The organism is Rahnella ecdela, assembly GCF_019049625.1.
GTDB lineage: Bacteria > Pseudomonadota > Gammaproteobacteria > Enterobacterales > Enterobacteriaceae > Rahnella > Rahnella ecdela.
In genome coordinates this window covers 424,634-450,922 of record NZ_JAFMOY010000132.1, presented here as the reverse complement: position 1 = coordinate 450,922, position 26,289 = coordinate 424,634, and the positions used below count along the sequence as shown (strand labels likewise).

The following is a 26,289-nucleotide window of genomic DNA, read 5'->3' as shown; positions in this document are numbered from 1 at the left end:
CTTTCCTTAGTGCACCTTAATCCGGGTAACCCTGCGGGTTTTTCGACTGCCACAACCAGGTATCATTGGCCATGTCTTCCAGTGTGCGGGTGACTTTCCAGTGCAGTTCTTTCTCTGCTTTGGTCGGATCCGCCCAGTACGCCGGTAAGTCGCCATCACGACGTGGCGCAAACTTGTAATTCACCGGCTTACCGCACGCTTTGCTGAAGGCGTTAACTACGTCCAGCACGCTGTGGCCGAAGCCCGCGCCCAGGTTGTAAATATGTACGCCCGCTTTGTTGTGCAGGGTTTTCATCGCCGCGATATGACCGTCAGCCAGATCCACCACGTGGATATAGTCACGCACGCCGGTACCGTCCGGGGTCGGATAATCGTTGCCGAAAATAGCCACCGACTCACGACGGCCTACCGCCACCTGCGCGATAAATGGCATCAGGTTATTTGGCACGCCCTGCGGATCTTCGCCCATCAGGCCAGACGGATGCGCGCCGACCGGATTGAAATAGCGCAGCAACGTCATGCTCCATTCCGGTTCCGCACGCTGCACGTCTTCCAGAATCTGCTCGACCATCAGTTTGCTGCGGCCATAAGGGCTGGAAGGATTGCCGGTCGGGAAATCTTCGACATACGGCGTTTTTGGCTGGTCGCCATACACCGTTGCTGAGGAGCTGAAAATCATATTTTTGACGCCCGCAGCGCGCATTGCTTCGAGCAATACCAGCGTACCGGTGACGTTGTTGTCGTAATACGCCAGCGGTTTTGCCACGGATTCACCCACGGCTTTCCAGCCCGCAAAATGAATCACGGAATGAATATGATGTTCACTGAAAATTTTATCGAGGAGGGCGCGGTCGCGGATGTCCCCTTCATAGAACAGCGGCGTTTTGCCGGTCAGGGTATTAATACGTTCGAGCACGCTGACTTTGCTGTTGTGAAGGTTATCCAGAATGATTGGCGTATAGCCTGCGTCAATCAGTTGCACGCAAGTATGACTGCCGATGTAACCGCTACCACCTGTGACTAAGACGTACATAAGAGCTCCCCGATGATTATCTTGCTGCAACGATATCACGCTGCAAGGCTGAAAAAGGTGATCCATCCCCAATAAAATGGAATCGCTTACACAAACAGTTTATCACCTTTCAGGATGTCCAGACAGGTGCAGTGCGCCGTACAGAAAGCCTGCGACTTCAGGCGGTAAGTCAGAAATGATGGCTGGTGTAATCGCTTACACTTAAGGCTCTGCGTTATCCGAATCATCCATTTTCATAATTTTTCAGACTACATCCCGTGTTTGATGGCCATTTTTTCCAGCAGCCAGCGGCGTAAAACCAGGATATCTGCCCGTTCCGCTTTCTCTTTTGTGGTCACCAGATAGTAATTTGCGCCGGGAAGATGATGCCGAAATGGCGTGCACAGGATGCCTTTTTCGATGAAATCCTGAGCGAGCAGGCTGCTGACAATCGCCACGCCCTGACCGGCAATCGCCGCCTGAATCGCATGGGTTTCATCGGTGAAACGCAGGCCGCTGTCGATGTTTAATTTCGCCGGACCGAAATGCTGACGCCAGTTTTCCCAGTCGGGAGAAGGTTGCGGAATATGGCGGTTTTCCACATGAAATAATGTCGCGCCCGCCAGCTCTTCCGCCGTGGTCAGGTGAAGGGAAGGGCTGGCGACCAGTACAAATGTGTCCTGATACAACAGCGTTGAATCGAGCGTTTCATCAGCCGACTCGCTGTAACGGATGGCGATATCCACCGTATTGCGGGATAAATCCACCAGCTCGATACCGGTGTGTAGCCGTAAATCCATTTCCGGCGCAGCCAGTTTCAAATCTGCCAGCCTGGGCACCAGCCAGTGAGTCAGAAAATTGGACGTCGTGGTGAGCGTCAGCGCCGCAGGTCGTGCCGCATGATGAATATCTTCCACCGCCGCCTGTAACCCGGTAAAAGCCTGCCGCGTTGCCTGACGCAAAATCTCCCCGGCGGCGGTCAGCCGGACTTCCCGCGCACTGCGCTCAAAGACCGCGGTGCCCAGCGCTTCTTCGAGCACGCGGATCTGATGGCTGATGGCGGTGGCGGTCACGCCAATTTCTTCTGCCGCGCGTTTGAAACTGTTCTGCTGCGCCACGACATCAAATGCCCTGAGCGAACCCAGCGGCGGTAAGCGGATTTTTTTCATGATGAGTTATTTTCACCTATGGCTGAAATCTATGACTTTGAAGTCCCTAAAATAGGCGGTGTAAGCTCCTTTATCAAATTGGTGAGGATGAGATTGAATCATCTTCATGGCATGCAGTTTTGATAAAGGAAAGACTAATCATGAACCGTTCCCGTTTGCCATTGTGGTCCCTGATACCGGGGCTGCTGTTTATTGTGAGTCTGGTACTGACACTGCTAAGTGTTGCTTTTTACGGACTGGACACGCCGCGGAGTCACGCGCTGGCGGGTGCCGCTGCGCTGTCTTTCGTCGTGTTTATCATCAGCGAAAATTACCATCCGGTGCCACTGCTGCCGCGTTCATTACGTGCGTCTCAGCCGTTGCAGATAAGCCTCTGGACGGGAATTTTCTCTGCGGCAGTCACTTATGCCGCAGGATTTCTGCTGGCGGTGGCGATGTATCAGGTTTACTCAGTAAATGTGCCGGGGATTATTCTCAGCTTTGTTCCGTGGCTGCTGATGCGGCTGGCGGGAACGGCGCTCGGCGAAAAGCTCGGGCAGGGCATTTCCTCCACCGCGATTTTGCTTTGGGGTTTTATGCTGGCGGCGGGCGGTCTGGGGCTGATATCGGTGATGCCCGCACACACGCCGTTCTGGCTGGCGCTGCTGCCGGGCATATTGCTGAGCAGTTTCGGGACGGGACTGGTTCGCCACGCCGCCTGCGCTGGCAGGGACGCGTTAACCGGTGATGAATACCATTATGCGTTACGGCTGGGTGTGCTGGTGCAGGTCAGCAGCACCGCGGTAATTCTGGCGCTGCTGACATTGTTGCTGCGAAATAATCCCGGTCATCAGGGTTTTGAATCCGGGTTTTCATTACTGGGGGCACTGGCGCTGGCGGGTGTAGTGACGGCGCTGATGGCTCCCGTGAAGGGGAAGAAAGTTACAATACGTCAATCTGATAACGGTAAATATCACCGTCAGGGATAAAGCTCAGACGATGCGTAATACATTGCGGCGCATCTTCGGCGTGATGCGAAACAAACAACAGCTGCGTTTCGCCTTCACCAATCAGAATATCGACAAAACGACGAACCAGCTGGCGGTTGATCGGATCCAACCCCTGCAACGGTTCATCGAGAATTAGCAAGGCAGGATGTTTAACCAGCGCGCGGGCAATCAGCGCCAGGCGCTGTTGTCCCCAGGATAAACTGTGGAATGGCGTCTCACCGGCATCGCCGCCCAGACCGAGGAGTTCCAGCCATTGTGATGTCAGGAACCGCTGGCGATCGGATACTGCCTGATAAATACCGATAGAATCGAAGAAACCGGAAGTAATCACATTGCGTACGCTGGAGCTGACGCGGTAATCCAGATGCAGGCTGCTGCTGACGTAACCGATGTGGCGTTTGATATCCCAGATGGTTTCACCGCTGCCACGACGACGACCAAACAGCGTCAGATCGTTACTGTAGCCCTGCGCATGATCGCCGGTGATCAGACTCAGCAGCGTGGATTTCCCGGCTCCGTTCTGGCCGGTGATCTGCCAGTGCTGGCCGTGATCGACCTGCCAGCTCAGGTTATGCAAAATCGGTTTATCGTTGTACTGAACCACGCCGTCACGCAGCACGATCAGCGGACTGTCAGCAGGCGGATTAACGCGCGCCGTCGGATCTTCCGCTTCCGGCACTGCCATCCCGCTCAGACTTTCGCTGTGCGCCAGTTGTGCGATCAGCGCATCGGCCATTACCTGTTCCCGCAGGCCTAATGAAGCCAGCGTACAGTCCGCCAGCACGCCGACATTTTTCACAAACGCTGGAATGTCGTCAAAGCGGTTAAGTACCAGCACCATCGTCTGGCCTTCGCCGGAAAGCTTCTCAAGCAGTTGTGCCAGCTGCGCGCGGGCGTTAACGTCGAGGCCATCAAACGGTTCATCCAGCACCAGCAAATCGGGTTGTTGCATCAGCACCTGACACAGCAACGTTTTGCGGGTTTCACCGGTTGATAGATATTTGAAGCGGCGGTCGAGTAATTTCTCGATACCAAACTGTGCGGCAAGCGCGGCGCAACGGGCGGGATCACGCACTTCATCCTGAATGATTTCAGCCGTTGTGCGGCCAGTATCGTCTTCACCTTCACTCAGTAAATCGGTGTTATTTCTCTGCCATTCATCGGCGACCAGCTTCTGTAATTGTTCAAATGAGAGGCGGACGATATGCGCAAAACTGTTTTCGCGGGTGCCGTTCAGCAGGGTTAAATCGCCCGCCAGTGCGCGGGCAAGTGCTGATTTGCCGCTGCCGTTCGAACCGACAAACGCCCAGCTGTCGGCCTGTTGGATTGTCAGATCGGAAAGTGTGAGGGTTCGGGTATCGCTGAGGCGAAAAACACCTTGCGAGATATGCAACGACGACATCATTCATCCCTTATTTAGAAATAATTATAAAATAAGGGATAAGCGCTGCACCTTCGCAAGTCAATTGACAATTCTGCAAAATGAAAACGCTTATTTTGCAAGATACTGATTAATATTCGGTTTTTAGCAGAGGGTGGCAATGATGACTTTGTCGTCGTCAAACTGTGCAAAGACCGTCTGACCGGTTTTCAGTGCCAGTGTATCCATATCGGCATTAGACACCGTGGCGCACAACGTTTCGCTGCTGAGCAATTTCACCAGCACTTCGCTGTTTTTCTCGCCGCGCTGAATGCTTGTGACATCACCGCGCAATGCGTTGTGGGTGTTTTCAGCGTTAAATCCGAGCGTTATCCAGGGCGCTTTAATCAGCACCAGCACTTCTTTACCCGGCGTCAGCGCCAGCCGGTCGGCACTTTGCTCGGTAATGGCAGCGCGGATTTGCGTTTTTCCGTCCGCCAGCAGGATATCAATATGCTGCTGAACGGTCTGATGGGTGCGTTCCACGACGGTACCGAAGAACTGATTACGTGTGCTGGTTTGCAGTGAGAAACGCGAAATTGCCGCCAGCAGGCTATCGAGCGGCAGGGAATCTTCTTTAAGCACATCAAAGGCTTTTTGCTGGATTTGCGCCAGCAGCTCATAAAGTTGGATCAGGCGCTCGCCGTAAGGGGTCAGCACCGCGCCGCCGCCGCCTTTGCCGCCGGTACTGCGGTCTACCAGCGATTCATCCGCAAGCTGATTCATCTCATTGATGGCATCCCAGGCGCTTTTATAACTGATGCCCGCGAGTTTCGCGCCCTGGCTTATTGAACCGGTATGACGCACTTGTCGCAGTAATTCGATACGACGTGGATCGGCGAACAAGCGTTGCTGGAGCTTGAGAGTTAAGAGAATTTCGGCTTGCATTGCAGCTTCCTTATATGAATCATGCTTTATTGTCGCCGCTAAACCCGCAGGCAGGCAAGTTGGCTAAATGCTAAAGTAATTACAGTCGCGTGCTGTTATTATCAGCCACAGTTTGATTTACGTTTTTGACTTCATACAAGAAGTCCTACACCGTCTGCGGGCGGTTCAGCCAGCTAAGTGAGGCTATCATGTTAGAATTATTAGAAAGTTTGCTTTTCGCTGCCATCATGGTGCCGGTTTTCATCGCTGTGATCCTGGGCCTGATCTGGGGACTGGGCGAAGTCTTCAACCTCATTTCCCACGTCGGTCACTCTAAAGAGTCCCGCGAGAAACCTCATTACTAAAAGATGAGCGTTTGCTGAGAAAGCATTTTCCTGAAGCCCGGCCATTGTGCCGGGTTTTCTATTTTTATAATCCCAACAATTTCAGAAACAGAATCCACTTCCCGCCTGAGATCAAAAAACTTTCGGTTCTTCAGCAGAGTGCGGATAAAACGCATGACATCGTATTTTTCCACGTTATATTTATTTATACATAACGCATTCGCAATCTATAACAGGAAGGAAATCCGATGAAATATACCTGGGGCAAATTATTAACCGCGACCGTGCTGGTGGCTGGCGTCAGCATTCACGCGCAGGCTGCCGAAAAAATCACAGTTTTCGCCGCGGCGTCCCTGACCAACGCATTACAAGATATCGCCACTCAATATCAGAAAGAAAAAGGTGTGCAGGTTGTGTCTTCTTTCGCGTCATCTTCGACGCTGGCTCGCCAGATTGAGCAAGGCGCGCCTGCGGATATGTTCATTTCTGCCGATCAGCAGTGGATGGATTATGCGATAAGCAAACAGCAAATGGTCGATAACACCCGTTACACTTTGCTGGGTAATGAGCTGGTGCTGATTTCAGCGGCCAGCAGTAAAATCGATAAAGTCGACATCTCTGACAAAACCGAATGGACCAAACTGATTGGCGACAGCCGTCTGGCGGTGGGGGATCCGGACCACGTTCCGGCCGGTATCTACGCGAAAGAAGCGCTGCAAAAACTCGGTGCCTGGACCACGCTGGAACCTAAACTGGCACGTGCCAGTGACGTTCGTGCCGCAATGGCGCTGGTTGAACGTGAAGAAGCACCGGTCGGGATCGTGTACGGATCTGACGCCGTTGCCAGCAAAAAAGTGAAAGTCGTGGGCGTCTTCCCGGCATCCAGCCATAAACCGGTTGAATACCCGATGGCGATTGTCAAAGACCATGACAACGCCACCGTGAAAGGTTTTTATGATTATCTGAAAACCCCTGCGGCTGCGGAAATTTTCAAAAAATACGGTTTTACCCCGCGCGGTTAACGTAATCTGTCGGACGAAACACTTAAGCCATCGCCTCTGGGGATGGCTTTTTTGTCTCAACGCCTGTCCGTCGCGGCTTATTCTTTACAGATGCTGGATCCCGTGATTAAAGGCTTTTAAATTTTTGCCGATATTTTATCTTTAGCAGCACGTTTACTTCAGGATTAACAAACCGACATGATGTTGAGTGAATATGAGTGGCAGGCGGTACTTCTCAGTCTGAAAGTATCGGGTCTGGCCGTAGTTTGCAGTCTGCCGCTTGGAATTCTGATGGCGTGGATCCTGGTCCGCTGCCGCTTTCCCGGCAAATCCCTGCTCGACAGTATTATCCATCTGCCGCTGGTATTGCCACCGGTGGTCATCGGCTATTTGTTGCTGGTGGTCATGGGGCGGCGCGGTTTTATCGGCCAGCGTTTATATGAATGGTTTGGTTTCAGCTTCAGTTTCAGCTGGCACGGCGCTGTGCTCGCGTCCGCCGTGGTGGCATTCCCGCTGATGGTCCGCGCGATACGTCAGTCGCTTGAAGCCGTCGATCCTAAACTTGAACTCGCCGCCCGCACGCTCGGGGCTTCACCGTGGCGGGTCTTTTTCACCATTACTTTGCCGCTTTCGGTGCCCGGCGTTATTGTCGGTATCGTGCTGGCTTTCGCTCGTTCTCTGGGAGAATTTGGCGCCACCATTACCTTTGTGTCGAATATTCCCGGCGAAACCCGCACCATTCCGCTGGCGATGTATACCCTGATTGAAACGCCGGGCGCAGAAAGTGCCGCCGCGCGCCTTTGCGTGCTGGCGATTCTGTTGTCTCTGGCAGCGTTACTGATTTCTGACTGGCTGGCAAAACGCAGCCGAATCCGGCTGGGAGGCTGAAATGCTCGAACTCGATTTCAGTCAAAAGCTGGGCGATTTGGATTTGCAGGTCACGCAAACTTTACCGGCGCAGGGAATTACGGCCATTTTTGGCCTGTCGGGCGCAGGTAAAACGTCGCTGATCAACGCCATCGGCGGGCTGACTAAACCTGATAATGGTCGCATCACCCTGAATGGCCGCATCCTGTCAGATGCACAAAACAACATTTTCCTGCCGCCTGAAAAGCGCCGTGTGGGCTATGTTTTCCAGGATGCACGGCTGTTTCCGCATTATCGCGTAAAGGGTAATCTGCAATATGGCATGGCGGCGTCGATGCGCGGTCAGTTCGACAGTATCGTCCGTTTGCTCGGTATTGAATCCTTGCTGGATCGGTTTCCGCTCACTTTATCCGGTGGCGAAAAGCAGCGTGTGGCGATTGGCCGTGCGTTACTGACTGCACCGGAAATTCTGCTGATGGACGAACCGCTGGCGGCGCTGGATATCCCGCGGAAACGGGAACTGATGCCGTATCTGGAGCGTCTGGCGCAGGAAGTCAGCATTCCGATTTTATACGTCACGCACAGTCTGGATGAGATTTTGCGTCTGGCGGAAAAGGTACTGGTGCTGGATGCCGGTAAAGTGCTGGCGATGGGCGCGCTGGAAGAAGTCTGGGCGAGCAATGTCATGCGTCCGTGGCTGCCAAAAGCCGAACAGAGCAGCGTGCTGAATGTCAGTGTGCTGGAACATCATCCGCGTTATGAAATGACGGCGCTGGCGGTGGGAGATCAGCGGTTGTGGATAAGCAAAGTGGAAGAAGCGCCCGGCACGCCGCTGCGGATCCGCGTTAATTCCACCGATGTTTCACTGGTGCTGCAACCGACGGCCAACAACAGCACGATCCGAAATGTTCTGCCCGCTAAGGTGCTGGAATGTCTGGATATCGGCAATCAGGTGGAAGTAAAACTGGCGATGGCCGACCACATTATCTGGGCCCGCATCACGCCGTGGGCGCGCGATGAACTCATGATCCGCCCTGGACAGTGGCTGTTTGCGCAGATCAAAAGCGTGTCGGTTAACCGTTAATTCTGTCGCAGGTTGTTTTGCTGAGCGTGGAACGCTTCGTAAAGCGCCAGAACCTGTTCGGCAAACGCATCGTCGGTGATATAGAAATAACATTCCGGCACGTTCAGTACGCGGGCGAAATGACACATGGTGTCGAAGTTCGGGCTGTACGTGCCGCTTTCATATTGAGAAACCCGCGAGCGCGCGGTGCTTTCATCAATACCCGCTAAAACGCCTAATTTTTCCTGTGTAAGTTTAGCTTTTGCTCGTGCTGACTTCAGTCGGTGAGGGATCATAACCAATAACCATAAAAACTGTATTGACGTTATGTTTAGCATCCCTTAACATCATTGTTGTTTAGAGTTACTGAACGTTGTAACCGGAAAGTGTAGTGAAGATTTCTGATGACTGTATCAATAACGAAAGGAAGAACGATGAAAATGGAAAATGACTGGCATCCCGCAGATATCATTGCCGGATTACGTAAGAAAAGAACCACACTGGCAGCGGTATCTCGTCAGGCAGGATTAGGGTCTTCAACGCTGGCAAACGCGCTGGCACGACCCTGGGCAAAAGGTGAAATGCTGATCGCGCAGGCGCTGGGTGTTCCACCGTCCAGCATCTGGCCAAGCCGTTATTTCGACGACAAGCACTGTCTGATCACCCGTTCAATCCGGGCGGCGAAGGTAAAAGCGGAGAATGTTGAATAACCCCTGTCCGGGTCAGAAGAATAACGCCTTCTCTTTAAGTCAGGGGAAGGCGTACAAAGCTAATCAGTTCAGCACTTTACTGCGGATAACGTCGGCGATACCCGGCGTTTCGTGATCGCCGATGACCAGCGCAGCGCGTTCTTTGATAGCATCCGCCGCATTGCCCATCGCCACGCCCAGGCCGACATTTTCCAGCATGCTCAGGTCATTGTAGTTATCCCCGAACGCGACCACATCCTGCATGCTCATGCCCTGAGATTCGACCCATTCCTGCAAACGACGGCCTTTGCTGTTGCCGCCTTTGGCGACATCCACCTGATCGTGCCATGACCATTCGCACGCCAGACCGAGCTCGTTTTCGACCTGTGCTGCAAAAGTATGCAATGCATCGAGATCCTGATGAGAAGTGGCGAATTTCCAGATAGATTGCGCTTCATCAGCCGCTTCACGCAGGCTGTTAACCTGAATGATATTCGGACGCTGATTTTCCGGCAGGGTTTGTCCCCAGGCGATAGAACGGCTCACATGACCGCTTGGCTGCTGATACAGCATTGCATCATCGACATACAACAGACCGTGAATACCGTGATACTCCAGCAGGTCGACCACTTTTTTGGCTTTCACGCTGTCGAGCGGATCAGACGTTAAGACCTTACGTGCCTGATAATCATACAAATATGTGCCGTTACAGCAGATAGCAGGTGTATCGAGCTGCAATGCCTGATAAAACGGATGTATCGCCACGTGATGACGACCGGTGACCACTACCACTTTGACACCTTGTGCGCGGGCGTCGGCCAGAGCGGCAAGGGATTCAGGAAGGATACGTTTTTGGCGGTCCAGCAGTGTACCGTCGAGATCGAGCGCGATAATGCGATAAGTCATGAGCAGTCCGTCGTAAGTGAAGGAGGATCGGAGAAATTATCGCCATATTACCTTTTTTTGCCTGCTAATTAAACTGCGTATCTGGCACTAAAGGTGCCGCCAGAGCGTTGGGGAATCGTGTTAACCTGAGCTACGCTATAAAAAAACATAACGACTCATTCAGTCTTAATAAGGAGATGTGATGAAGCAAGTTGTCTACGTTGCCAGCCCTGAGAGCCAGCAAATCCACGCTTTTCGTCTGGCGGACAATGGTGAGCTGAACCTGCTGCAAACGGTTGAAGTGCCGGGACAGGTTCAGCCGATGGTTATCCATCCTGATGGTCATCGCTTGTACGTCGGTGTTCGCCCTGAGTTCGGCGTGCTGACTTACCACATTGATGGCGAAGGTAAACTGGAAGAGGGTGCGATGGCGCCATTGCCGGGCAGTCCGACGCATCTGGGTATCGATCTGCAAGGGCGCTTTGTGTTTTCGGCTTCCTACAGCTTCAACAATGTCAGCATTCACCCTTTGAATGAAAAGGGTCACGCGCTGGCGCCGGTTCAGGTTCTGGAAGATATTCAGGCACCGCATTCCGCCAACATTGACCCGACCAACCATTTGCTGATGATCCCGGCGCTGAAAGAAGACCGCATTCGCCAGTTCGATTTCAGTGCGAAAGGTGAGGCAACTCCCCATGCATCCGCAGAGCTGAAAACCGTGGAAGGTGCCGGTCCGCGCCACATGGCATTCCACCCGAATCATCATTTTGCCTACTGTGTCAATGAGCTGAACAGCAGTGTGGATGTGTACCAGAAAGATGTCACCAGCGGTGAATATCGTCAGGTGCAGACTCTGGGCATTATGCCGGCTGATTTTTCCGGCACCTGCTGGGCGGCCGATTTGCACATTACGCCAGACGGTAAATACCTCTACGCTTCAGACCGTACTGCCAGCCTGATTTCCATCCTGACCGTCTCCGCAGATGGCAGCGAGCTGGAGCTGGTCGGGCATCACGCCACTCAGACGCAGCCGCGCGGTTTCAATATCGACCATTCCGGCCAGTTCGTGATCACGGCCGGTCAGAAATCTGATGCGATTGAAGTGGCGAAAATTGACCCGAAAAACGGTCAGCTGACGACACTCACAACTTACCCGGTGGGCAAAGGCCCGATGTGGGTAAGCATTCTGGAAATTAATTAATCACCTTGGGTTACTGTTCATGTTTACTCATGTTTACTTTTCATTAGAACAATAATCCCGCCTTGATATTATGATCAAGCCCCTGTATTAAGGGGCTTTTTTATTGTCTGATGCTTCCTGGTAATAGTTAAGAATAATTTCATTTCCTGCTAAATGTTATTCCGAACTGGTCGATAACTCTCCCGTATTTCACTCATTCCCCGGTGGTATTTGCCGCCTGAGAATCAGTCCTTTTGGAAATCAGGGAGAAGACAATGAACGTACTTTCAGGGATCGCTGGCCGGGTTCGCCATGCCACCATCGCCGGTAAACTTGGCGCAGGCTTTGCGCTGGTGCTGCTGCTGGGATCCTCAATCGCCGTATCCGGCATTTACCATCTCACCAGCATCAATGAACGCGCCGAAAAATCCACGCTGCTGAAAAGCATGAATGACTTGCTGAACGAGGCCAAATTTTCACGTCTTTCGTACATGGCCAGCAAAGACCCCAAATTTGTAGAAGAAAACCGTCAGGCGCTGGATAAACTCGAAACCGTCCGCGCCGATGTCGCCGCATATTCCTGGGCCAGAGGCGATCAGACATTAGTGGATACGATGCCGGATAACATTGGTCGCTATCGGAAAAGCTGGCAGCAAACGCTCAATCCGCCCGCAGGCAGTGATCCGCAGCAGATAAGCGCACAGCTGGCCGCCGCTGGCCTTGCGCTGACGTCTGCGTCCAACACTCTGTTAAACCATGAGATGACCGACCTGCACCATGAAGTGAGCCGTACTATATCTGAGATGCTGGCGATTATTGCAGCGGCCATTCTTGCCGGTGCGCTGATTTCGTGGCGTATGACCCGTCAGCTGACACTGCCTCTGCGCCGTACGCTGCAAACCGCTGAACGCATCGCCGCCGGGGATTTATCCACTCATGTTTCCAGCCACAGTTTTGATGAAGTCGGGCAACTGAGCCGCGCTATCGAAACCATGAATCAGAACCTGCACGGCATTATTGGTGATATCCGCGAAGGCGTGATGCAGGTAACGCATGCCTCGGGCGAAATTGCAGCAGGCAACATTGACCTGTCCGCACGCACCGAAGAACAGGCCGCCGCGCTCGGGCAAACGGCGGCAAGCATGGAAGAGCTGACTTCCACGGTGAAACAGAACGCTGACAATGCCACTCAGGCCAGCCAGCTGGCGTCTGATGCGGCCAGCACTGCCGCGCGCGGAGGCAAACTGGTGGCGGACGTCGTCGGTGTCATGAAAGAGATTACCGTCAGCTCGAAACAGATTTCGGAAATCACCACCGTCATCAACAGCATTGCTTTCCAGACCAATATTCTGGCGCTGAATGCAGCCGTCGAAGCAGCAAGGGCAGGCGAGCAGGGGCGCGGATTCGCCGTTGTCGCCAGTGAAGTCCGAAGCCTTGCACAGCGCAGCGGTCAGGCAGCGAAAGAGATTGAAGGGTTGATCAGCAAATCGGTGGTGAATGTCAACAATGGTTCGCAGCTGGTCGCTAAAGCCGGTGAGACGATGGAAGAAATTGTCGGCTCAGTCCGCCACGTCACGCAGATCATTCATGAAATTGCTTCAGCCTCTGACGAACAGAGCCGGGGTATCAGTCAGATTGCGCTGGCAGTGGCGGAAATGGATACCGTGACGCAGCAAAACTCCGCGCTGGTTCAGCAGTCAGCCAGTGCGGCGGCGTCACTCGATGAACAGGCGGTAAATCTGGAACGCACGGTTTCTGTATTCCGCCTGGGCAACGAAGCGCTGTAACCTTTACTCAGCACAACATTTTCAAAACGAAAAAAAACCGCCGGAGCTTATCCCGGCGGTTTTTCATGAGGTTAAATCATATCCTCAGACGAAATTACTTCGCAGGCTGAGTCAGCACGTTGTTGTACTGCCACAGGCGGTTGAAGTTGGTGTCGTTCAGATTACGCTGCTGCTTCTCATCTTTCGGCAGGTTGCCTGCAAACGGCTGGCCGGAGAAGACGGAAGCGCCCCACGGGTGCAACTGGTCATAGCTGTTGTCGAAGCTGCTGTCACGGATAACCAGCTGGCTGCTCGCGCCTTCAGCATCCCACGCACGGCCCATTTTCGCTTTTGCTGCCTGCTCGAAACCGCGGTCGCCGGTCAGGTTACTGTCGATAACCAGGAAACCGTATGGCGCGGTTGCCGGAGTATTCGGTGCGAAGACGGAAGCCTGTTTCACGCCACGGCTGCTGACAGTGTGGAATTCAACGTGATCGAACACTGCATTAGCGCGACCAAACACGTAATCCACATCACCGACGATCAGGCTGTTATGCACGTAAACGCGGCTATAACGGCTGTTGTCAGTTTGGTTGTGGATATTGGCGGTGTTGGCCATAAACGTATTCTGGCGACCAATCAGACGCACGTTATCCAGAATGATGTTATCCCCGTCGGTACGCAGTGCCACCGCGGAGTGATCGCCGCCGTCTACGGTATCCAGCAGAGAGTTACCAATGGTCAGATTCTGCAATTGCAGGCTGCTGCTCTGTGACCAGACGGTCGCGGTACAGCCGGTGCCGATGGTTTCAGTGGTCAGCGTTGCGCAGTTCTGGAACATGTAGAATGCGCGGTCTCCCGGAAGGAACTGACCGGCAGGGCTGACGGTAGAACGGTAAACGGCTGGCGCTGCAGAAGCTTCCAGGCCTTGTGCCAGGGTCACGTCAGCGGAGCTGTTGCCCGCACCGAACAGAGTGATTGGCGGTGCGCCAGCGGGAATATAAACTGCGCCGTTATAGGTGCCCGGCAGAATTTTAATGAAGATACGTTCGCCGTGGTTACGCACTGCCAACGCGGCATTCACTGCCTGCTGAACGTTCGCGTAAGCTGCGCCGTCGGTGCCTAACTGCGGCCCGACCACGAAGTCGGTTTTCGCGCCGTCAGTGCTTGCCAGTTTAGGGAACCAGCCCTGCTGCTGAACCTGCAAAGAAGGGCCGCCAAAGGCCAGATAATTTTTCGCTGTAAAGTTGGCCGCTTCGTCCGCAGATAACACGGGAAGTGACGCGGTGCCCGGAGCAACCTGGCTGGATAAGCCTTGATGGCTGCTGCTACATGCCGCCAGGATCAGGCTGGCAGACAACATAGCGCACGCGCGCGACAGGGTGGAAATTTTCACTGTGACTGACTCCTTGATGAAGAAGATTGTTCTTTTTTTCAATGTTGCGGTCATCGCCGCAATAAAAAAACGGTGGCCAGTAAAACTGACCACCTTTTCTGCGTCTTTTATACCACAGGAATCAGCTGTATATCACTGTCAGTGATGCTTTGCCGAGAGTATGGAAATGCACATTGAAGCCGAGATAAGCGCCGCTGGCATTTTCATCCACTTCCAGCGTTTCTGTATCGATGGCGTATACGGTGAAATGATAGTGATGATGTTCGCCCTGCGGAGGGGCTGCGCCGCCATAACCGGCTTTGCCAAAGTCGGTACGGGTCTGCACGGCACCGGCAGGTAAACCGCCTTTACCGGAGCCTGCACCTTGCGGCAATTCGGTCACGTTTGCCGGAATATTCGCCACGCCCCAGTGCCACCAGCCGGAACCGGTCGGTGCATCGGGGTCATAAACGGTAATCACAAAACTTTTGGTGCCTTCCGGTGCGCCGGACCAGGCCAGATGTGGCGACAAATTGTCGCCGTTGTAGCCCATGCCGTTAAAAACCTGTGTTTCCGGCATTTTTTCGCCATCGCGCAAATCATTACTGGTCAGTGTAAATGCCATAAAATCCTCATCTTTTGGTGAAGGGTTGCCCGTCAGATTACTTGCTGATCTCAGCCCCGCCCAGCATTTTCAGCAACGCCAGGGCGACCGTTTTGGAAGACGCCGGATTCTGGCCGGTTATCAGCTTGCCGTCGGTGATGGCATAGGGACGCCAGTCGGCAGCTTTGCTGTAATCGCCGCCGTTTTTCTTCAGTTCATCCTCGACCAGGAAGGGCACGATATCGGTCAGGCCAACGGCGTCTTCTTCGCTGTTACTAAAACCGGTGACGCGTTTGTCTTTGACCAGCGGTGTGCCATCAATCAGAACATTGCGCAGAACGCCCGGCGCATGACACACGGCAGAAACCGGTTTGTCCGCCTTCCAGAACGCTTCGATCAGCGCAATGGAATCCGCATCTTCCGCCAGATCCCATAACGGCCCGTGACCGCCGGGATAGAAAACAGCATCAAAGTCATCCGCGCTGACGTCACTGAGTTTCAAAGTGTTCGCCAGCGCCTGTCTGGCTTTGTCATCCTGGTGAAAACGGGCTGTGGTTTCCGTTTGGGCATCCGGCTCAGAGCTTTTCGGATCCAGCGGCGGTTGCCCGCCTTTGGGCGAGGCCAACGTCAGTTCAGCGCCCGCATCCAGAAATTCATAATAGGGTGCGGTGAATTCTTCCAGCCAGAATCCGGTTTTCTTGCCGGTTTCGCCGAGTTTATCGTGTGATGTCAATACAATCAGTAATTTCATGTTACCTCCTGTGGACGCCGTCAGCTGATGTAGAAGGGGGGATCAGTCCTGACCGACACGAACAACCAGTTTGCCAAAGTTCTTACCTTCCAGCAGACCAAAGAACGCCTGCGGAGCATTCTCCAATCCTTCCACAATGTCTTCGCGGAATTTAATTTTCCCTGCTTCAAACCATTCGCTCATCTGTTTTGCAAACTCCGGATAGCGATGGCCGTAATCATCAAAAATAATAAAGCCCTGCATGCGCATGCGTTTCTTCAGGATAGTTCCGGTCAGCAGCGACAGGCGATCTTGTCCTTCACTGAGCCCGGTGGCGTTGTACTGTGAAACCAGACCGCACACCGGAATACGTGCTTTGGTGTTGAGCAGCGGCAGCACCGCGTCAAACACAGCACCGCCGACGTTTTCGAAATACACGTCGATACCGTCCGGACAGGCTTCTTTCAGACGTTTGTCCAGATCTGGCGCGCGGTGATCCAGACATTCATCAAAACCGAAATGCTCAACCGCGTAACGGCATTTCTCTTCGCCGCCCGCGATACCCACCACGCGACAACCTTTGATTTTACCAATCTGCCCGACCAGCGAACCGACCGGCCCGGTCGCCGCCGCCACAACCAGCGTTTCGCCGGGCTTTGGCTCGCCGATATCCAGCAGGCCCATAAAGGCCGTGAAGCCGGGCATACCTAAAACGCCCAACGCCAGGGATGGCTGTTTAAGCGCCGCGCCTTCCAGTTTCTTCACCGCTTTGGCATCGGCAACCGAATAATCCTGCCAGCCGGTGCTGCCGACCACTAAATCACCGTTTTTGAAATCCGGACTTTTAGATTCCACTACGCGCGAAACCGCGCCGCCGGTCATCACTTCACCGATTTGTACCGGCGCAGCGTAGGAGGGAGCGTCGCTCATGCGTCCGCGCATATAGGGGTCTAGCGAAAGCCACACGGTGCGCAGCAATAACTGGCCGTCTTTCGCTTGCACAAGCGGGGCTTTTTCCAGACGGAAATTATCATCGACAGGTTTACCGTGAGGACGTGAGGCCAGCACGATGCGGCGGTTTTCAGACTGTAACTGGGGCATAGTCATTCCTTTTCGTTTTCTTATAAGAAAGTTAAAAGCTAATGTAATTGGGAATAAGTATAGGACGCTAAACGGTTTTCGAACCAAGCGCTTTATGCCATCTTTGAATAATTCGGAGGGTTTTACCCTGAAATGTGACCATCATCTTTTCCTATGACATCCGCCGGAAAATTCCTTTAAATCTGTCAGTTGCGCAGGTATGGTCGTTAAGAATTTTGACCAGTTGCTCCACTTTATCTGCAAGATTAATAAGCATAAAAAAGGGATCCGAATGCGTAAAACTCCTCTGGCACTCAGTGCCATTTTCCTGCTGCTCAGCCTGAATTACTCTGCTGTCGCGAAAGACGCCACGCCTGGACCGCTTTATCCGGGGGTGAATGTCGCGCAACTCGCTCAGCAATCGCCGGTTCACTGGGTGTCTGTCGCTCAGATTGAAAACAGCCTTAATGGCCGCCCGCCAATGGCGGTGGGGTTTGATATTGATGACACTGTGCTGTTCTCCTCACCGGGCTTTTATCGCGGTCAGGTAGAGTTTTCACCCGGCAAACAGGATTACCTGAAGAACCCGCAATTTTGGGAGAAGATGAACAACGGCTGGGATGATTTCAGTATGCCGAAAGACGTGGCGAAGAGCCTCATTGCCATGCACCTCAAACGCGGTGACAGCATTTACTTCGTGACAGGGCGCAGCGAAACCAAAACGGAAACTGTGACGAGAACATTGCAGGAAGATTTCCAGATCCCGCAGGACAAAGTAAACCCGGTGATTTTTGCCGGTGATAAAACCGGGCAGAACACTAAAGTCCAGTGGCTAAAAGACAAGCAAATCAAAGTGTTTTACGGCGATTCTGACAACGACATTACTGCCGCTCAGGCCGTGAGCGCGAGGGGGATCCGCGTACTGCGCGCCTCAAACTCCAGCTATAAACCGTTGCCGCAAGCCGGTGTGTTTGGCGAAGAAGTCATTGTGAATTCGGAATACTGATTATCAAAAGAAGGTGTCTGCCGGTGGCAGGGGCCTTCTTTAAACCAATTCCACTACATCAGTTTATGTTGTCCCTTTCTGGCTTCCCACTCGAAACATTCCTGCGTATCAAGATTGACCATTTTGAGCATATGAAAACTATTTTCACTGGAATACATCGCGAATACGTATGACAGAACTCGTCCCGAGTAAATACATTTCGCCGGTGCAGGAAAATGCTGACGGTCGCACAAACAGCGTTGAATGGAGGCCACGCACAGGGATCCCCCTGAAAAGCAGGTCGACAGGGTGCGTATCAAGCTTTTCGATGGCCTCCAGTTTTTGCTCTGAAAGTCCTGCCAGATTCGGATGATAAATCCCTGGTAAATCGAAGTCGCGTATAACCTGCCGGATCCCTTCAACATCGAGCAAGGTCAGATAGCTTAGATTCATGCTGGAAAGCAAAGACCAATGCTGCTGCTCCGCCGTTACTGGTGGTAAGGGAAAGGTTGGCCGGGTCGTTTTGACGGGATACTTACATAGCGACCATGACCATCGACGGTTTTCCCACAACGCTAATCGGAATGCGGAATATTATTCCTAAAGGTCCTCATCAGCAGTTAATTAATGGCGTACCCATTGTGCTGGAAGGGGATGTTGTGGCCTGCGGTTGCCCGGAGGGAGCAAATGTCGTGATGCCATTAACGGCAAGGGTTACGGTGAAATAATGAGGATCAGAAGATAATGCCAGCTGATTGTTTCAACCGGCATTGTCTCAAAAATTTACTTCACGCTCACATCAATATCGCCAAAATATTTCTTCGACAGCGTTTGCACGGTGCCTTCCTGCTTCACTTTGGCGATAGCTTTGTCGAGTTTCTCTTTGGTGGCGGAATCACCTTTACGCAGGCCGAACGCAATGCCGCTACCGAGGATTTTGTCATCGCGCACGGCGTCACCGACGAAGCCATAATCTTTACCGTCAGGACGTGACAGGAAACCGCTCTGACCGGCTGGCGCCAGCACTAATGTGCCGTCCAGACGACCGGAAGAGAGATCCAGATAAACCTGGTTCTGATCCTGATAAGAGACGATATCCACGCCTTTCGGAGCCCAGTGTGCCTGCGCGTAGCTTTCCTGAATCGAACCCTGCAACACGCCGATGTGCTTACCTTTAAGCGACTCTATGGTTGGCAACAGGCCGGAATCTTTCTTAGCAATAAGCTTTGTTGGCACGCGGTAAATTACGTTTGTGAAATCAATTGCCTGACGACGTTTTTCCGTTACGTTCATGGCTGAATTAATCGCATCAAATTTACGTGCCTGAAGGGCCGCAATCAGACCGTCGAATGAGGTATCAAACCATTCGCACTTCACGCTGGCGGCGGCGCAGACGGCATTGCCCAGATCGATATCAAAACCTTGTAACTCGCCGGTCGCGCTTTTGGATTCAAATGGTGGATATTGCGCTTCCAGACCGAATTTGAGCGTGGAACCGTCCGCCAGTGCGGAGAAAGAAGCCACGGCACATCCTAACAGTAATGCGATTTTCAACTTTTTCATTATTCACAATTCCCCAGCGTGATGTAGATAAATGCAAGGCTCAGACGCGACACAGGCGGCGTGCGCCCTCGTACAGCGTGTCGTTGTCTTTGGCGAAACTCAGGCGGATAAGCCCGGTGGGTTTGTTATTGCTATAAAAAGCCGAGAGCGGGATGGTGGCAATCTGATGATCACGGATCAGACTCAGCACGAATTCGTCGTCGGTCAGCGGGCTGAAATGACTAAAACGCGCCAGCATAAAGAAGCTGCCACGACTTGGCAGTAATTCAAAGCGGGATTCAGTCAGCGCTTCGGCCAGCAGGTCGCGTTTTTGCTGATAAAAATCCGCCAGACCTAAATAACTTTGCGGATCCGCCAGTGCTTCAGCGAAAGCCACCTGCATCGGCGTATCGGCGGAGAACATCATAAACTGATGCACTTTACGGATTTCACTCATCAGCTCCGCCGGTGCCAGGCAATAGCCCACGCGCCAGCCGGTGACGTGATAAGTCTTGCCGAACGATGACACAATCACACTGCGTTCGGCCAGTTGCGGATGGCAGGCCATGCTTTCATGGCGCTCGCCGTCGAACACCACATGCTCATACACTTCGTCGGACAAAATCACGATGTCGGTGTCTTTGGTCAGCGCGGTCAGACGCTCGATATCAAAATCAGTGAAAATAGCGCCAGTCGGATTGTGCGGGCTGTTAATGATGATCATCCGCGTGCGGCTGTTGATCGCACTCGCTACCTGATCCCAGTCGATGCTGAAATCATCCATCGACAGGCCGATGGCGACCGGCTTCGCGCCCTGCAAACGGACAATCGGCGCGTAGCTGTCAAACGATGGTTCGAAATAAATTACCTCATCGCCCGGATGAACCAGTGCGCTGATGGCGGAATACAGGCCTTCGCTGGCGCTGGCAACCACAGTTACTTCGCTGTCGGCGTCATATTTGCAGCCGTAAAGCGCTTCGGCTTTGGCAGAAAGCGCGTGACGTAACGCCGCCACGCCGCTCATCGGCGCGTACTGGTTATGACCATCGCGCATGGCTTTGGCGACACTTTCAATCAGTGCCGGCTGACAGGAAAAGTTCGGCGCGCCTTGCGATAAATTTAGGGCATTATGCTCGGCGCTGAGCTGGCCGATAACGGTAAAAATGGTGGTGCCGACGTCCGGTAATTTAGACTGCGGCGACATGGCGCTCTTCATAGCATTTCCCCAATAAAACAGGCCGTGCGGCCATGAGAAGGTATAAAAGGGTGTTGAATGATTAAGCAACAGTTCCCCTGTGCCGACAATGGAAAGTTTGTCATACTCGTTATGATCTGAAGTCATGGCTTTATGACGTTTCTAACGAGGTAACTGTGAGCTTTTCGCCTGAACTGCCGTACCTGAATTTACCCTCACTCAACGTGCTGAAAACCTTTTCTGTGGTCGCGCAGACGCTGAATCTGACCCACGCCGCATCGCTGCTGCATATCACGCAGGGCGCAGTCAGCCGTCAGATAACCGGACTGGAAGCCACGCTGGGTTATCCGTTGTTTTTACGCCAGGCCCGCGGGCTGACGCTGACACCGCGCGGGGCGCAGCTCTTGCCGCCAGTACAGCAGGCGCTCACGCTGATGGGCGAAGCCCTGAAACGCGTCGGATCGCATCCGGATACCTTACGCATTAAATGCCCGACCTGCTCGATGCGCTGGCTGTTACCGCGGGTTATTCAGCTGCAAAATAACCGGCCTGATATGCAGATTGAGCTGACGGCCTCTATCGCGCATGGGGTGGATTTCAGCAGCGAGCATTTTGATGCTGCCGTGGTCTTTGGTCGCCCGCCGGAATCGCCGCGCCGCGCTCATCATCTTTTTGATGAAGTGCTGACACCGGTCTGTGTGCCGGATTTTTTGCCGCATCATAAAGGGCAAACCAAAGTGGCAGATCTTGAGGATAAAACGCTGTTACACCCGACACGGGATCGCCGCGACTGGCTGTTATGGTTGCGTGAAGAGGGTGTTCAGGGGCTGCCTTCTGCCAAATCCCAGCATTTTGATACGCTGGATCTGGCCATCAATTCGGCGTTACAGGGATATGGTGTGGCGATGGGTGACCTGACGTTAATTGAGGACGATTTGCAGGCGGGCAGAATTGTCGCACCGTTCCCGCTGTGCGTGGCGAGCGGTGCGTCTTATACCTTGCTGTATCCGGAAAACCCCACGCCTGCGCTGAAAGTAGCGATTGATTTTCTCAATGAAGAAGCGCGGCTCAGCCGGGAAAAACTGAGCGCGCTGTTATCGACGTCGCACCGGTTAGTCAGCGCAAACTGATCAGTACAGCGCAGCCAGCGCGCTGGCTATCGCGCCGGTCAGTTTGCTGAGATCTTCAGCCGAAATGATGTAAGGCGGCATCAGATAAATCAGTTTACCGAACGGACGGATCCAGACGCCTTGTCCGACGAAATGCTTCTGCAATTGCGCCATATCGACGGGCTGGCGCATTTCCACTACTCCAATTGCGCCCAGCACCCGCACGTCGGCAACGGCCGGATGTTCAGCCAGCGGTCGCAATTGGGCTTTCAGTTGTTTCTCAATATTCAGCACCTGCGCCTGCCAGCGATTTTCGGCTAACAACCGCAGGCTGGCATTGGCGACGGCGCAGGCCAGCGGATTACCCATAAACGTCGGGCCGTGCATGAAACATCCCGCTTCGCCATTACTGATCACCTCGGCGACATGACGCGTGGTTAAGGTGGCGGAAAGCGTCATGTAACCGCCGGTCAGCGCCTTGCCGAGACAAAGAATATCCGGCGAAATCTTCGCATGATCGCAGGCAAACAGTTTGCCGGTGCGACCAAAACCGGTGGCGATTTCATCGGCAATCAGTAGTACGCCGTACTGATCGCATAAATTGCGCACGCGTCTGAGGTACAGCGGATGGTAAATCCGCATGCCACCCGCGCCCTGAACCACCGGCTCCAAAATCACGGCTGCGATTTTGCTGTGATTTTCATCGAGCATTTTGGCGAACGGCGCGATATCAGCTTCATCCCATTCGCCGTCGAAACGGTTTTGAGGCGCATCGGCAAACAGATGCAGCGGCAGATAACCCTGATACAAACTGTGCATCGAATTTTGCGGGTCACAAACAGACATCGCGCCAAACGTATCGCCATGATAGCCGTTGCGCAGCGTCAGTAAGGTCTGACGTTTTTCGCCGCGCGCCTGCCAGTATTGCATCGCCATTTTCAGCGCCACTTCTACTGCAACCGAACCCGAATCCGCCAGAAACACGCATTCCAGCCCGGCTGGTGTCATCTCCACCAGACGACGCGACAGCGCAACCGCCGAAGGATGCGTGATCCCGCCGAACATCACATGTGACATTTTTCCGATTTGTTCGACCGCGGCATGATTCAGTTGCGGGTGATTGTAACCGTGGATCGCCGCCCACCAGGACGACATTCCGTCCACCAGTTGACGGCCATCTGCCAGTTGCAACATCACGCCGGACGCGGATTCCACCGCGTATGCCGGCAATGGTTTGGTCATGGACGTGTACGGATGCCAGATGTGGCGCTGGTCGAATTCAATATCGGCGGGTGTCATAAAAGAGTCCTGCGGGTGGTGAATCGTAAACTAAAAAACAATTTTAACGTTGACGGTAAACCAAAACAATTCAAAAATGGTTTACGGATTATGAAAAAAATATAACTGAACACTTTTTTAAGGAGTCGCAATGACTGCCCGCACCCACTGGACGCTGGAAAAAACTCAGGCCTTGTTCGATAAGCCATTCCTGGAGCTGATGTTTGAAGCTCAGCAAATTCACCGTCAACATTTCGATCCGCGTCAGGTGCAGGTCAGCACCTTGCTGTCGATTAAAACCGGTGCCTGCCCGGAAGACTGTAAATACTGTCCGCAGAGCTCCCGTTACAAAACCGGGCTGGAATCTGAGCGTCTGATGCAGGTCGAACAAGTTCTTGAATCCGCCCGTCAGGCAAAAGCCGCCGGCTCGACCCGTTTCTGCATGGGCGCTGCGTGGAAAAACCCGCATGACCGCGATATGCCCTACCTTGAACAAATGGTGCAGGGCGTCAAAGAAATGGGCATGGAAACCTGCATGACGCTCGGCACGCTGAACACGACTCAGGCGCAGCGTCTGGCGCACGCCGGACTGGATTTCTACAACCATAACCTCGATACCTCGCCGGAATTTTACGGCAGCATCATCACCACCCGTAGCTACCAGGAACGTCTGGATACCCTGGCGGAAGTGCGCGGTGCGGGCATTAAAGTCTGTTCGGGCGGGATTGTCGGTCTGGGCGAAACCGTTAAAGACCGCGCAGGTCTGCTGATGCAGCTGGCGAATCTGCCGGTGCCACCGGAAAGCGTGCCAATCAACATGCTGGTGAAAGTCAAAGGCACGCCGCTGGCCGATAACGACGATGTGGATCCGTTCGATTTCATCCGTACCATCGCCGTGGCGCGCATCATGATGCCGCAATCTTACGTGCGCCTTTCCGCCGGTCGTGAGCAGATGAGCGAACAGACGCAGGCAATGTGCTTTATGGCCGGTGCCAACTCGATCTTCTACGGTTGCAAACTGCTGACCACGCCAAACCCGGCGGAAGATAAAGATTTGATTCTGTTTGGCAAGCTGGGGCTGAATCCGCAGTCCTTTGAAACAGAAATGGGCGATAACCAGCAGCAGGCCGCGCTGGCGGAACAGCTGGTCCATGCCGATACCGAACAGTTCTACAACGCGGGGGTATAACCGGTGAGCTGGCAAACGCGGATTAACGAAGCGGTCGCGGCGCGTAAACAGGCGGCGGCTTTTCGTGTGCGTCAGCCGAACAGCGGCGGCAGTGCGCGCTTTCTGACACAGGCTGAGCGTCGTTATCTGAACTTTTCCGGTAACGATTATCTGGGCCTGAGTCAGGATGCTGATGTTATTGCCGCGTGGCAGGAGGGTGCGACGAAATACGGCGTCGGCAGCGGCGGTTCCGGGCATGTCACCGGTTACAGCGAGGCGCACGCCGAATTTGAGCAACAGCTGGCGGACTGGCAGGGCTATCCTCGAGCGTTGCTGTTTATCTCCGGTTTTGCAGCCAATCAGGCGATTCTTGCGGCGCTGATGCAAAGTGATGATCGGGTGCTGGCGGATAAACTCAGCCACGCCTCGTTACTGGAAGCCGCCGCGCATGCGCCTTCGCAGTTGCGGCGTTTTCACCATAATCAGCCGGATTCCCTGCAACGTCTGCTGGAAAAACCGGTGGCTGGCGAAACACTTGTCGTCACCGAAGGCGTGTTCAGCATGGATGGCGATGCTGCACCACTGGCAGAACTGCATGATTTGTCTAAAGCGCACGGCAGCTGGCTGATGGTCGATGATGCGCACGGTGTGGGCGTTATGGGTGAAGAAGGGCGTGGAAGTTGCTGGCAGCAGGGCATCAGGCCGGAGCTGCTGGTGGTCACATTCGGAAAAGCTTTCGGTTGCAGTGGCGCGGCAGTGTTATGTGATGATGCCACCGCCGGTTACCTGTTGCAGTTCGCCCGTCATCTGATTTACAGCACGGCGATGCCTGCAGCGCAGGTCTGTGCGTTACAGGCTTCGCTGGCACGAATCCGGCAGGATGACGGCCTGCGTGGTAAACTGGCGGCTAATATTGCCCGTTTTCGCGCGGGTGCGGCCAGTTTGACTTATCAGCTTACCGGTTCGCAGACCGCTATCCAGCCTGTCATTGTCGGTGAAAATCAGCCTGCGCTGGATCTGGCATCGGCAGTGCGCGAACGCGGGTTGTGGGTCAGCGCCATCCGTCCACCGACGGTGCCGACGGGCAGTGCGCGGTTGCGTATTACCCTGACGGCGGCGCATGAGCCGGAAGATATCGATTTTTTGCTGGAGTCCCTTCATGGGTGCAGTCACTGAATTAGTGAACAAACAAGCGGTGGCCGACGCGTTCAGTCGCGCCGCCATCAGTTATGAAAACGCCGCACAATTGCAGCGTGATGTGGGCGGGGAATTACTGGCGCTCGCGGCGCCGTATCTTAAAGACGCCGGCAATCTGGTCGTCGATGCAGGCTGCGGCACCGGTTATTTCAGCCGTCACTGGAAAGCGCAGGGCAAAAAGGTCATTGCGCTGGATCTCTCTGAAGGCATGTTAGATCGTGCCCGCGAGCTGGATTCCGCCGATGAATATGTGCCGGGCGACATCGAGCGTTTGCCATTCGCCGACAATTCTGTCGACATTTGTTTCAGCAATCTGGCGGTGCAGTGGTGTAACGCGTTGCCGCGCGCGCTGGAAGAAATGCACCGCATCACCCGCAACGGCGGGCTGGTGCTGTTTTCCACGCTGGCAGAAGGTTCGCTTAACGAACTGGCTGCGGCATGGATGAAAGTCGATGGCCGCCGTCATGTGAACCAGTTCCTGACACCGGACAAAATCGCCGAAGCTTGTGCGCCGTATCGCCACGAAGTGACCTTCAGCGATCACGTTGCGGAATTCCCCGATGTGATGTCACTGATGCGCTCGCTGAAAGGCATCGGCGCGACACACATCAAAAACGGCCGTCTCGGCGGTCTGGGCGGCAGAGAGCGCCTGCAATTGCTGGAAAAACACTACGTCCGCCGCGACGGCATTCTGCCGCTCAACTACCGGCTGGTTTACGGCATTTTGCAGGTCGAAGAACTGATCCCACGTTAACAAAGCTCCTCCCCTTCGCA

Annotated in this window: 27 protein-coding genes and 1 pseudogene; 13 read left to right on the top strand and 15 right to left on the bottom strand. The window is 53.8% G+C overall.

Features of this window, described 5'->3' with window-relative positions:
- Window positions 1-16: 16 nt before the first annotated feature.
- Window positions 17-1,033, bottom strand: a complete 1,017-nt coding sequence (gene galE, locus J1784_RS22950; protein ID WP_113877919.1) for a UDP-glucose 4-epimerase GalE — start codon at window positions 1,031-1,033, stop codon at window positions 17-19.
- 248 nt (window positions 1,034-1,281) lie between these two features.
- Window positions 1,282-2,181 (bottom strand): LysR substrate-binding domain-containing protein, encoded by a 900-nt coding sequence (locus J1784_RS22945; RefSeq protein ID WP_217151109.1) that lies wholly within the window; start codon window positions 2,179-2,181, stop codon window positions 1,282-1,284.
- Between the two features lie 140 nt (window positions 2,182-2,321).
- On the opposite strand from J1784_RS22945, the gene J1784_RS22940 reads away from it, so the two are divergent.
- Window positions 2,322-3,149: an MFS transporter gene (locus tag J1784_RS22940; RefSeq protein WP_217151108.1), complete on the top strand. Its 828-nt coding sequence runs from the start codon at window positions 2,322-2,324 to the stop codon at window positions 3,147-3,149.
- Here the strand turns inward: J1784_RS22940 and modF are convergent.
- On the bottom strand, window positions 3,103-4,572 hold the full coding sequence (gene modF, locus J1784_RS22935) for a molybdate ABC transporter ATP-binding protein ModF (protein WP_217151165.1): 1,470 nt from the start codon (window positions 4,570-4,572) through the stop codon (window positions 3,103-3,105). The genes J1784_RS22940 and modF overlap by 47 nt on opposite strands.
- A gap of 123 nt (window positions 4,573-4,695) precedes the next feature.
- Window positions 4,696-5,478, bottom strand: coding sequence for a molybdenum-dependent transcriptional regulator (gene modE / locus J1784_RS22930; RefSeq protein WP_217151107.1), 783 nt, complete (start codon window positions 5,476-5,478; stop codon window positions 4,696-4,698).
- 188 nt (window positions 5,479-5,666) lie between these two features.
- Here modE and J1784_RS22925 point away from each other — a divergent pair, with 188 nt between their 5' ends.
- Window positions 5,667-5,822: an AcrZ family multidrug efflux pump-associated protein gene (locus J1784_RS22925; RefSeq protein ID WP_217151106.1), complete on the top strand. Its 156-nt coding sequence runs from the start codon at window positions 5,667-5,669 to the stop codon at window positions 5,820-5,822.
- Here J1784_RS22925 and J1784_RS22920 read toward each other — a convergent pair.
- A complete protein-coding gene (locus tag J1784_RS22920) occupies window positions 5,819-5,995 on the bottom strand; it encodes a hypothetical protein (RefSeq protein ID WP_217151105.1) in 177 nt (58 codons plus the stop codon). The two genes, J1784_RS22925 and J1784_RS22920, sit on opposite strands and share 4 nt — an antisense overlap.
- A 54-nt stretch (window positions 5,996-6,049) precedes the next feature.
- Here J1784_RS22920 and modA point away from each other — a divergent pair, with 54 nt between their 5' ends.
- The 3 genes from modA to modC all read left to right on the top strand — a co-directional run bounded on the left by modA (window position 6,050) and on the right by modC (window position 8,753).
- On the top strand, window positions 6,050-6,823 hold the full coding sequence (modA, locus tag J1784_RS22915) for a molybdate ABC transporter substrate-binding protein (RefSeq protein WP_217151104.1): 774 nt from the start codon (window positions 6,050-6,052) through the stop codon (window positions 6,821-6,823).
- Between the two features lie 177 nt (window positions 6,824-7,000).
- The gene (modB, locus tag J1784_RS22910) at window positions 7,001-7,690 is read left to right on the top strand and encodes a molybdate ABC transporter permease subunit (protein WP_217151103.1); all 690 of its coding nucleotides are present in this window, start codon (window positions 7,001-7,003) and stop codon (window positions 7,688-7,690) included.
- Window position 7,691: 1 nt separating this feature from the next.
- A complete protein-coding gene (modC, locus tag J1784_RS22905; RefSeq protein ID WP_217151102.1) occupies window positions 7,692-8,753 on the top strand; it encodes a molybdenum ABC transporter ATP-binding protein ModC in 1,062 nt (353 codons plus the stop codon).
- On the opposite strand, the gene J1784_RS22900 is transcribed toward modC, so the two are convergent.
- Window positions 8,750-9,028: a helix-turn-helix domain-containing protein gene (locus tag J1784_RS22900; RefSeq protein ID WP_217151101.1), complete on the bottom strand. Its 279-nt coding sequence runs from the start codon at window positions 9,026-9,028 to the stop codon at window positions 8,750-8,752. The two genes, modC and J1784_RS22900, sit on opposite strands and share 4 nt — an antisense overlap.
- Window positions 9,029-9,172: 144 nt before the next feature.
- On the opposite strand from J1784_RS22900, the gene J1784_RS22895 reads away from it, so the two are divergent.
- A complete protein-coding gene (locus J1784_RS22895) occupies window positions 9,173-9,442 on the top strand; it encodes a helix-turn-helix domain-containing protein (protein WP_217151164.1) in 270 nt (89 codons plus the stop codon).
- Between the two features lie 63 nt (window positions 9,443-9,505).
- On the opposite strand, the gene J1784_RS22890 is transcribed toward J1784_RS22895, so the two are convergent.
- Entirely contained in the window at window positions 9,506-10,327 is an 822-nt protein-coding gene (locus tag J1784_RS22890) for a pyridoxal phosphatase (RefSeq protein WP_217151100.1), read from the bottom strand.
- A gap of 181 nt (window positions 10,328-10,508) precedes the next feature.
- On the opposite strand from J1784_RS22890, the gene pgl reads away from it, so the two are divergent.
- Together pgl and J1784_RS22880 are read left to right on the top strand one after the other, a co-directional pair.
- Window positions 10,509-11,507, top strand: coding sequence for a 6-phosphogluconolactonase (gene pgl / locus J1784_RS22885; RefSeq protein ID WP_217151099.1), 999 nt, complete (start codon window positions 10,509-10,511; stop codon window positions 11,505-11,507).
- A 254-nt stretch (window positions 11,508-11,761) separates the two neighbouring features.
- Window positions 11,762-13,273, top strand: a complete 1,512-nt coding sequence (locus J1784_RS22880) for a methyl-accepting chemotaxis protein (protein WP_217151098.1) — start codon at window positions 11,762-11,764, stop codon at window positions 13,271-13,273.
- Window positions 13,274-13,367: 94 nt separating this feature from the next.
- On the opposite strand, the gene J1784_RS22875 is transcribed toward J1784_RS22880, so the two are convergent.
- From J1784_RS22875 to J1784_RS22860, 4 genes are all read right to left on the bottom strand, one after another.
- Entirely contained in the window at window positions 13,368-14,648 is a 1,281-nt protein-coding gene (locus J1784_RS22875; protein WP_217151097.1) for a putative acyl-CoA thioester hydrolase, read from the bottom strand.
- 121 nt (window positions 14,649-14,769) lie between these two features.
- Window positions 14,770-15,252: a kinase inhibitor gene (locus tag J1784_RS22870; RefSeq protein ID WP_120506216.1), complete on the bottom strand. Its 483-nt coding sequence runs from the start codon at window positions 15,250-15,252 to the stop codon at window positions 14,770-14,772.
- A gap of 37 nt (window positions 15,253-15,289) precedes the next feature.
- Complete coding sequence (locus J1784_RS22865; protein WP_217151096.1) at window positions 15,290-15,982, bottom strand: type 1 glutamine amidotransferase domain-containing protein; 693 nt, start codon at window positions 15,980-15,982, stop codon at window positions 15,290-15,292.
- A gap of 42 nt (window positions 15,983-16,024) precedes the next feature.
- The gene (locus J1784_RS22860) at window positions 16,025-17,062 is read right to left on the bottom strand and encodes an NADP-dependent oxidoreductase (RefSeq protein ID WP_217151095.1); all 1,038 of its coding nucleotides are present in this window, start codon (window positions 17,060-17,062) and stop codon (window positions 16,025-16,027) included.
- A gap of 271 nt (window positions 17,063-17,333) precedes the next feature.
- Here J1784_RS22860 and aphA point away from each other — a divergent pair, with 271 nt between their 5' ends.
- Window positions 17,334-18,047, top strand: a complete 714-nt coding sequence (aphA, locus tag J1784_RS22855) for an acid phosphatase AphA (protein ID WP_217151094.1) — start codon at window positions 17,334-17,336, stop codon at window positions 18,045-18,047.
- Between the two features lie 53 nt (window positions 18,048-18,100).
- Here the strand turns inward: aphA and J1784_RS22850 are convergent.
- From J1784_RS22850 to J1784_RS22835, 3 genes and pseudogenes are all read right to left on the bottom strand, one after another.
- Window positions 18,101-18,545, bottom strand: a pseudogene (locus J1784_RS22850) (type VI secretion system baseplate subunit TssF); the annotation flags it as partial.
- Window positions 18,546-18,809: 264 nt separating this feature from the next.
- Window positions 18,810-19,589: an ABC transporter substrate-binding protein gene (locus J1784_RS22840; RefSeq protein WP_217151092.1), complete on the bottom strand. Its 780-nt coding sequence runs from the start codon at window positions 19,587-19,589 to the stop codon at window positions 18,810-18,812.
- A 40-nt stretch (window positions 19,590-19,629) separates the two neighbouring features.
- The gene (locus J1784_RS22835) at window positions 19,630-20,784 is read right to left on the bottom strand and encodes a methionine aminotransferase (RefSeq protein ID WP_217151091.1); all 1,155 of its coding nucleotides are present in this window, start codon (window positions 20,782-20,784) and stop codon (window positions 19,630-19,632) included.
- 155 nt (window positions 20,785-20,939) lie between these two features.
- Between J1784_RS22835 and J1784_RS22830 the strand changes: the two genes are divergently transcribed.
- Window positions 20,940-21,893: a LysR substrate-binding domain-containing protein gene (locus J1784_RS22830; protein ID WP_217151090.1), complete on the top strand. Its 954-nt coding sequence runs from the start codon at window positions 20,940-20,942 to the stop codon at window positions 21,891-21,893.
- Here J1784_RS22830 and bioA read toward each other — a convergent pair whose 3' ends face one another.
- Window positions 21,894-23,171, bottom strand: a complete 1,278-nt coding sequence (gene bioA, locus J1784_RS22825; RefSeq protein WP_217151089.1) for an adenosylmethionine--8-amino-7-oxononanoate transaminase — start codon at window positions 23,169-23,171, stop codon at window positions 21,894-21,896.
- Window positions 23,172-23,301: 130 nt separating this feature from the next.
- Here bioA and bioB point away from each other — a divergent pair, with 130 nt between their 5' ends.
- The 3 genes from bioB to bioC are packed head-to-tail and all read left to right on the top strand — an operon-like array spanning window position 23,302 to window position 26,269.
- Complete coding sequence (gene bioB, locus J1784_RS22820) at window positions 23,302-24,339, top strand: biotin synthase BioB (protein WP_217151088.1); 1,038 nt, start codon at window positions 23,302-23,304, stop codon at window positions 24,337-24,339.
- Window positions 24,340-24,342: 3 nt separating this feature from the next.
- On the top strand, window positions 24,343-25,494 hold the full coding sequence (bioF, locus tag J1784_RS22815; protein ID WP_217151087.1) for an 8-amino-7-oxononanoate synthase: 1,152 nt from the start codon (window positions 24,343-24,345) through the stop codon (window positions 25,492-25,494).
- Window positions 25,478-26,269 (top strand): malonyl-ACP O-methyltransferase BioC, encoded by a 792-nt coding sequence (gene bioC, locus J1784_RS22810; RefSeq protein ID WP_217151086.1) that lies wholly within the window; start codon window positions 25,478-25,480, stop codon window positions 26,267-26,269. Before bioF ends, bioC begins: the two co-directional genes overlap by 17 nt.
- The last annotated feature ends 20 nt before the right edge of the window (window positions 26,270-26,289 follow it).

Bases quoted from the DNA above. Each gene is read 5' to 3' on its own strand.
- galE (WP_113877919.1), bottom strand. From the start codon at position 1,033: ATGTACGTCTTAGTCACAGGTGGTAGCGGTTACATCGGCAGTCATACT.
- J1784_RS22945 (WP_217151109.1), bottom strand. From the start codon at position 2,181: ATGAAAAAAATCCGCTTACCGCCGCTGGGTTCGCTCAGGGCATTTGAT.
- J1784_RS22940 (WP_217151108.1), top strand. From the start codon at position 2,322: ATGAACCGTTCCCGTTTGCCATTGTGGTCCCTGATACCGGGGCTGCTG.
- modF (WP_217151165.1), bottom strand. From the start codon at position 4,572: ATGTCGTCGTTGCATATCTCGCAAGGTGTTTTTCGCCTCAGCGATACC.
- modE (WP_217151107.1), bottom strand. From the start codon at position 5,478: ATGCAAGCCGAAATTCTCTTAACTCTCAAGCTCCAGCAACGCTTGTTC.
- J1784_RS22925 (WP_217151106.1), top strand. From the start codon at position 5,667: ATGTTAGAATTATTAGAAAGTTTGCTTTTCGCTGCCATCATGGTGCCG.
- modA (WP_217151104.1), top strand. From the start codon at position 6,050: ATGAAATATACCTGGGGCAAATTATTAACCGCGACCGTGCTGGTGGCT.
- modB (WP_217151103.1), top strand. From the start codon at position 7,001: ATGATGTTGAGTGAATATGAGTGGCAGGCGGTACTTCTCAGTCTGAAA.
- modC (WP_217151102.1), top strand. From the start codon at position 7,692: ATGCTCGAACTCGATTTCAGTCAAAAGCTGGGCGATTTGGATTTGCAG.
- J1784_RS22900 (WP_217151101.1), bottom strand. From the start codon at position 9,028: ATGATCCCTCACCGACTGAAGTCAGCACGAGCAAAAGCTAAACTTACA.
- J1784_RS22895 (WP_217151164.1), top strand. From the start codon at position 9,173: ATGGAAAATGACTGGCATCCCGCAGATATCATTGCCGGATTACGTAAG.
- J1784_RS22890 (WP_217151100.1), bottom strand. From the start codon at position 10,327: ATGACTTATCGCATTATCGCGCTCGATCTCGACGGTACACTGCTGGAC.
- pgl (WP_217151099.1), top strand. From the start codon at position 10,509: ATGAAGCAAGTTGTCTACGTTGCCAGCCCTGAGAGCCAGCAAATCCAC.
- J1784_RS22880 (WP_217151098.1), top strand. From the start codon at position 11,762: ATGAACGTACTTTCAGGGATCGCTGGCCGGGTTCGCCATGCCACCATC.
- J1784_RS22870 (WP_120506216.1), bottom strand. From the start codon at position 15,252: ATGGCATTTACACTGACCAGTAATGATTTGCGCGATGGCGAAAAAATG.
- J1784_RS22865 (WP_217151096.1), bottom strand. From the start codon at position 15,982: ATGAAATTACTGATTGTATTGACATCACACGATAAACTCGGCGAAACC.
- J1784_RS22860 (WP_217151095.1), bottom strand. From the start codon at position 17,062: ATGCCCCAGTTACAGTCTGAAAACCGCCGCATCGTGCTGGCCTCACGT.
- aphA (WP_217151094.1), top strand. From the start codon at position 17,334: ATGCGTAAAACTCCTCTGGCACTCAGTGCCATTTTCCTGCTGCTCAGC.
- J1784_RS22840 (WP_217151092.1), bottom strand. From the start codon at position 19,589: ATGAAAAAGTTGAAAATCGCATTACTGTTAGGATGTGCCGTGGCTTCT.
- J1784_RS22835 (WP_217151091.1), bottom strand. From the start codon at position 20,784: ATGAAGAGCGCCATGTCGCCGCAGTCTAAATTACCGGACGTCGGCACC.
- bioA (WP_217151089.1), bottom strand. From the start codon at position 23,171: ATGACACCCGCCGATATTGAATTCGACCAGCGCCACATCTGGCATCCG.
- bioB (WP_217151088.1), top strand. From the start codon at position 23,302: ATGACTGCCCGCACCCACTGGACGCTGGAAAAAACTCAGGCCTTGTTC.
- bioC (WP_217151086.1), top strand. From the start codon at position 25,478: ATGGGTGCAGTCACTGAATTAGTGAACAAACAAGCGGTGGCCGACGCG.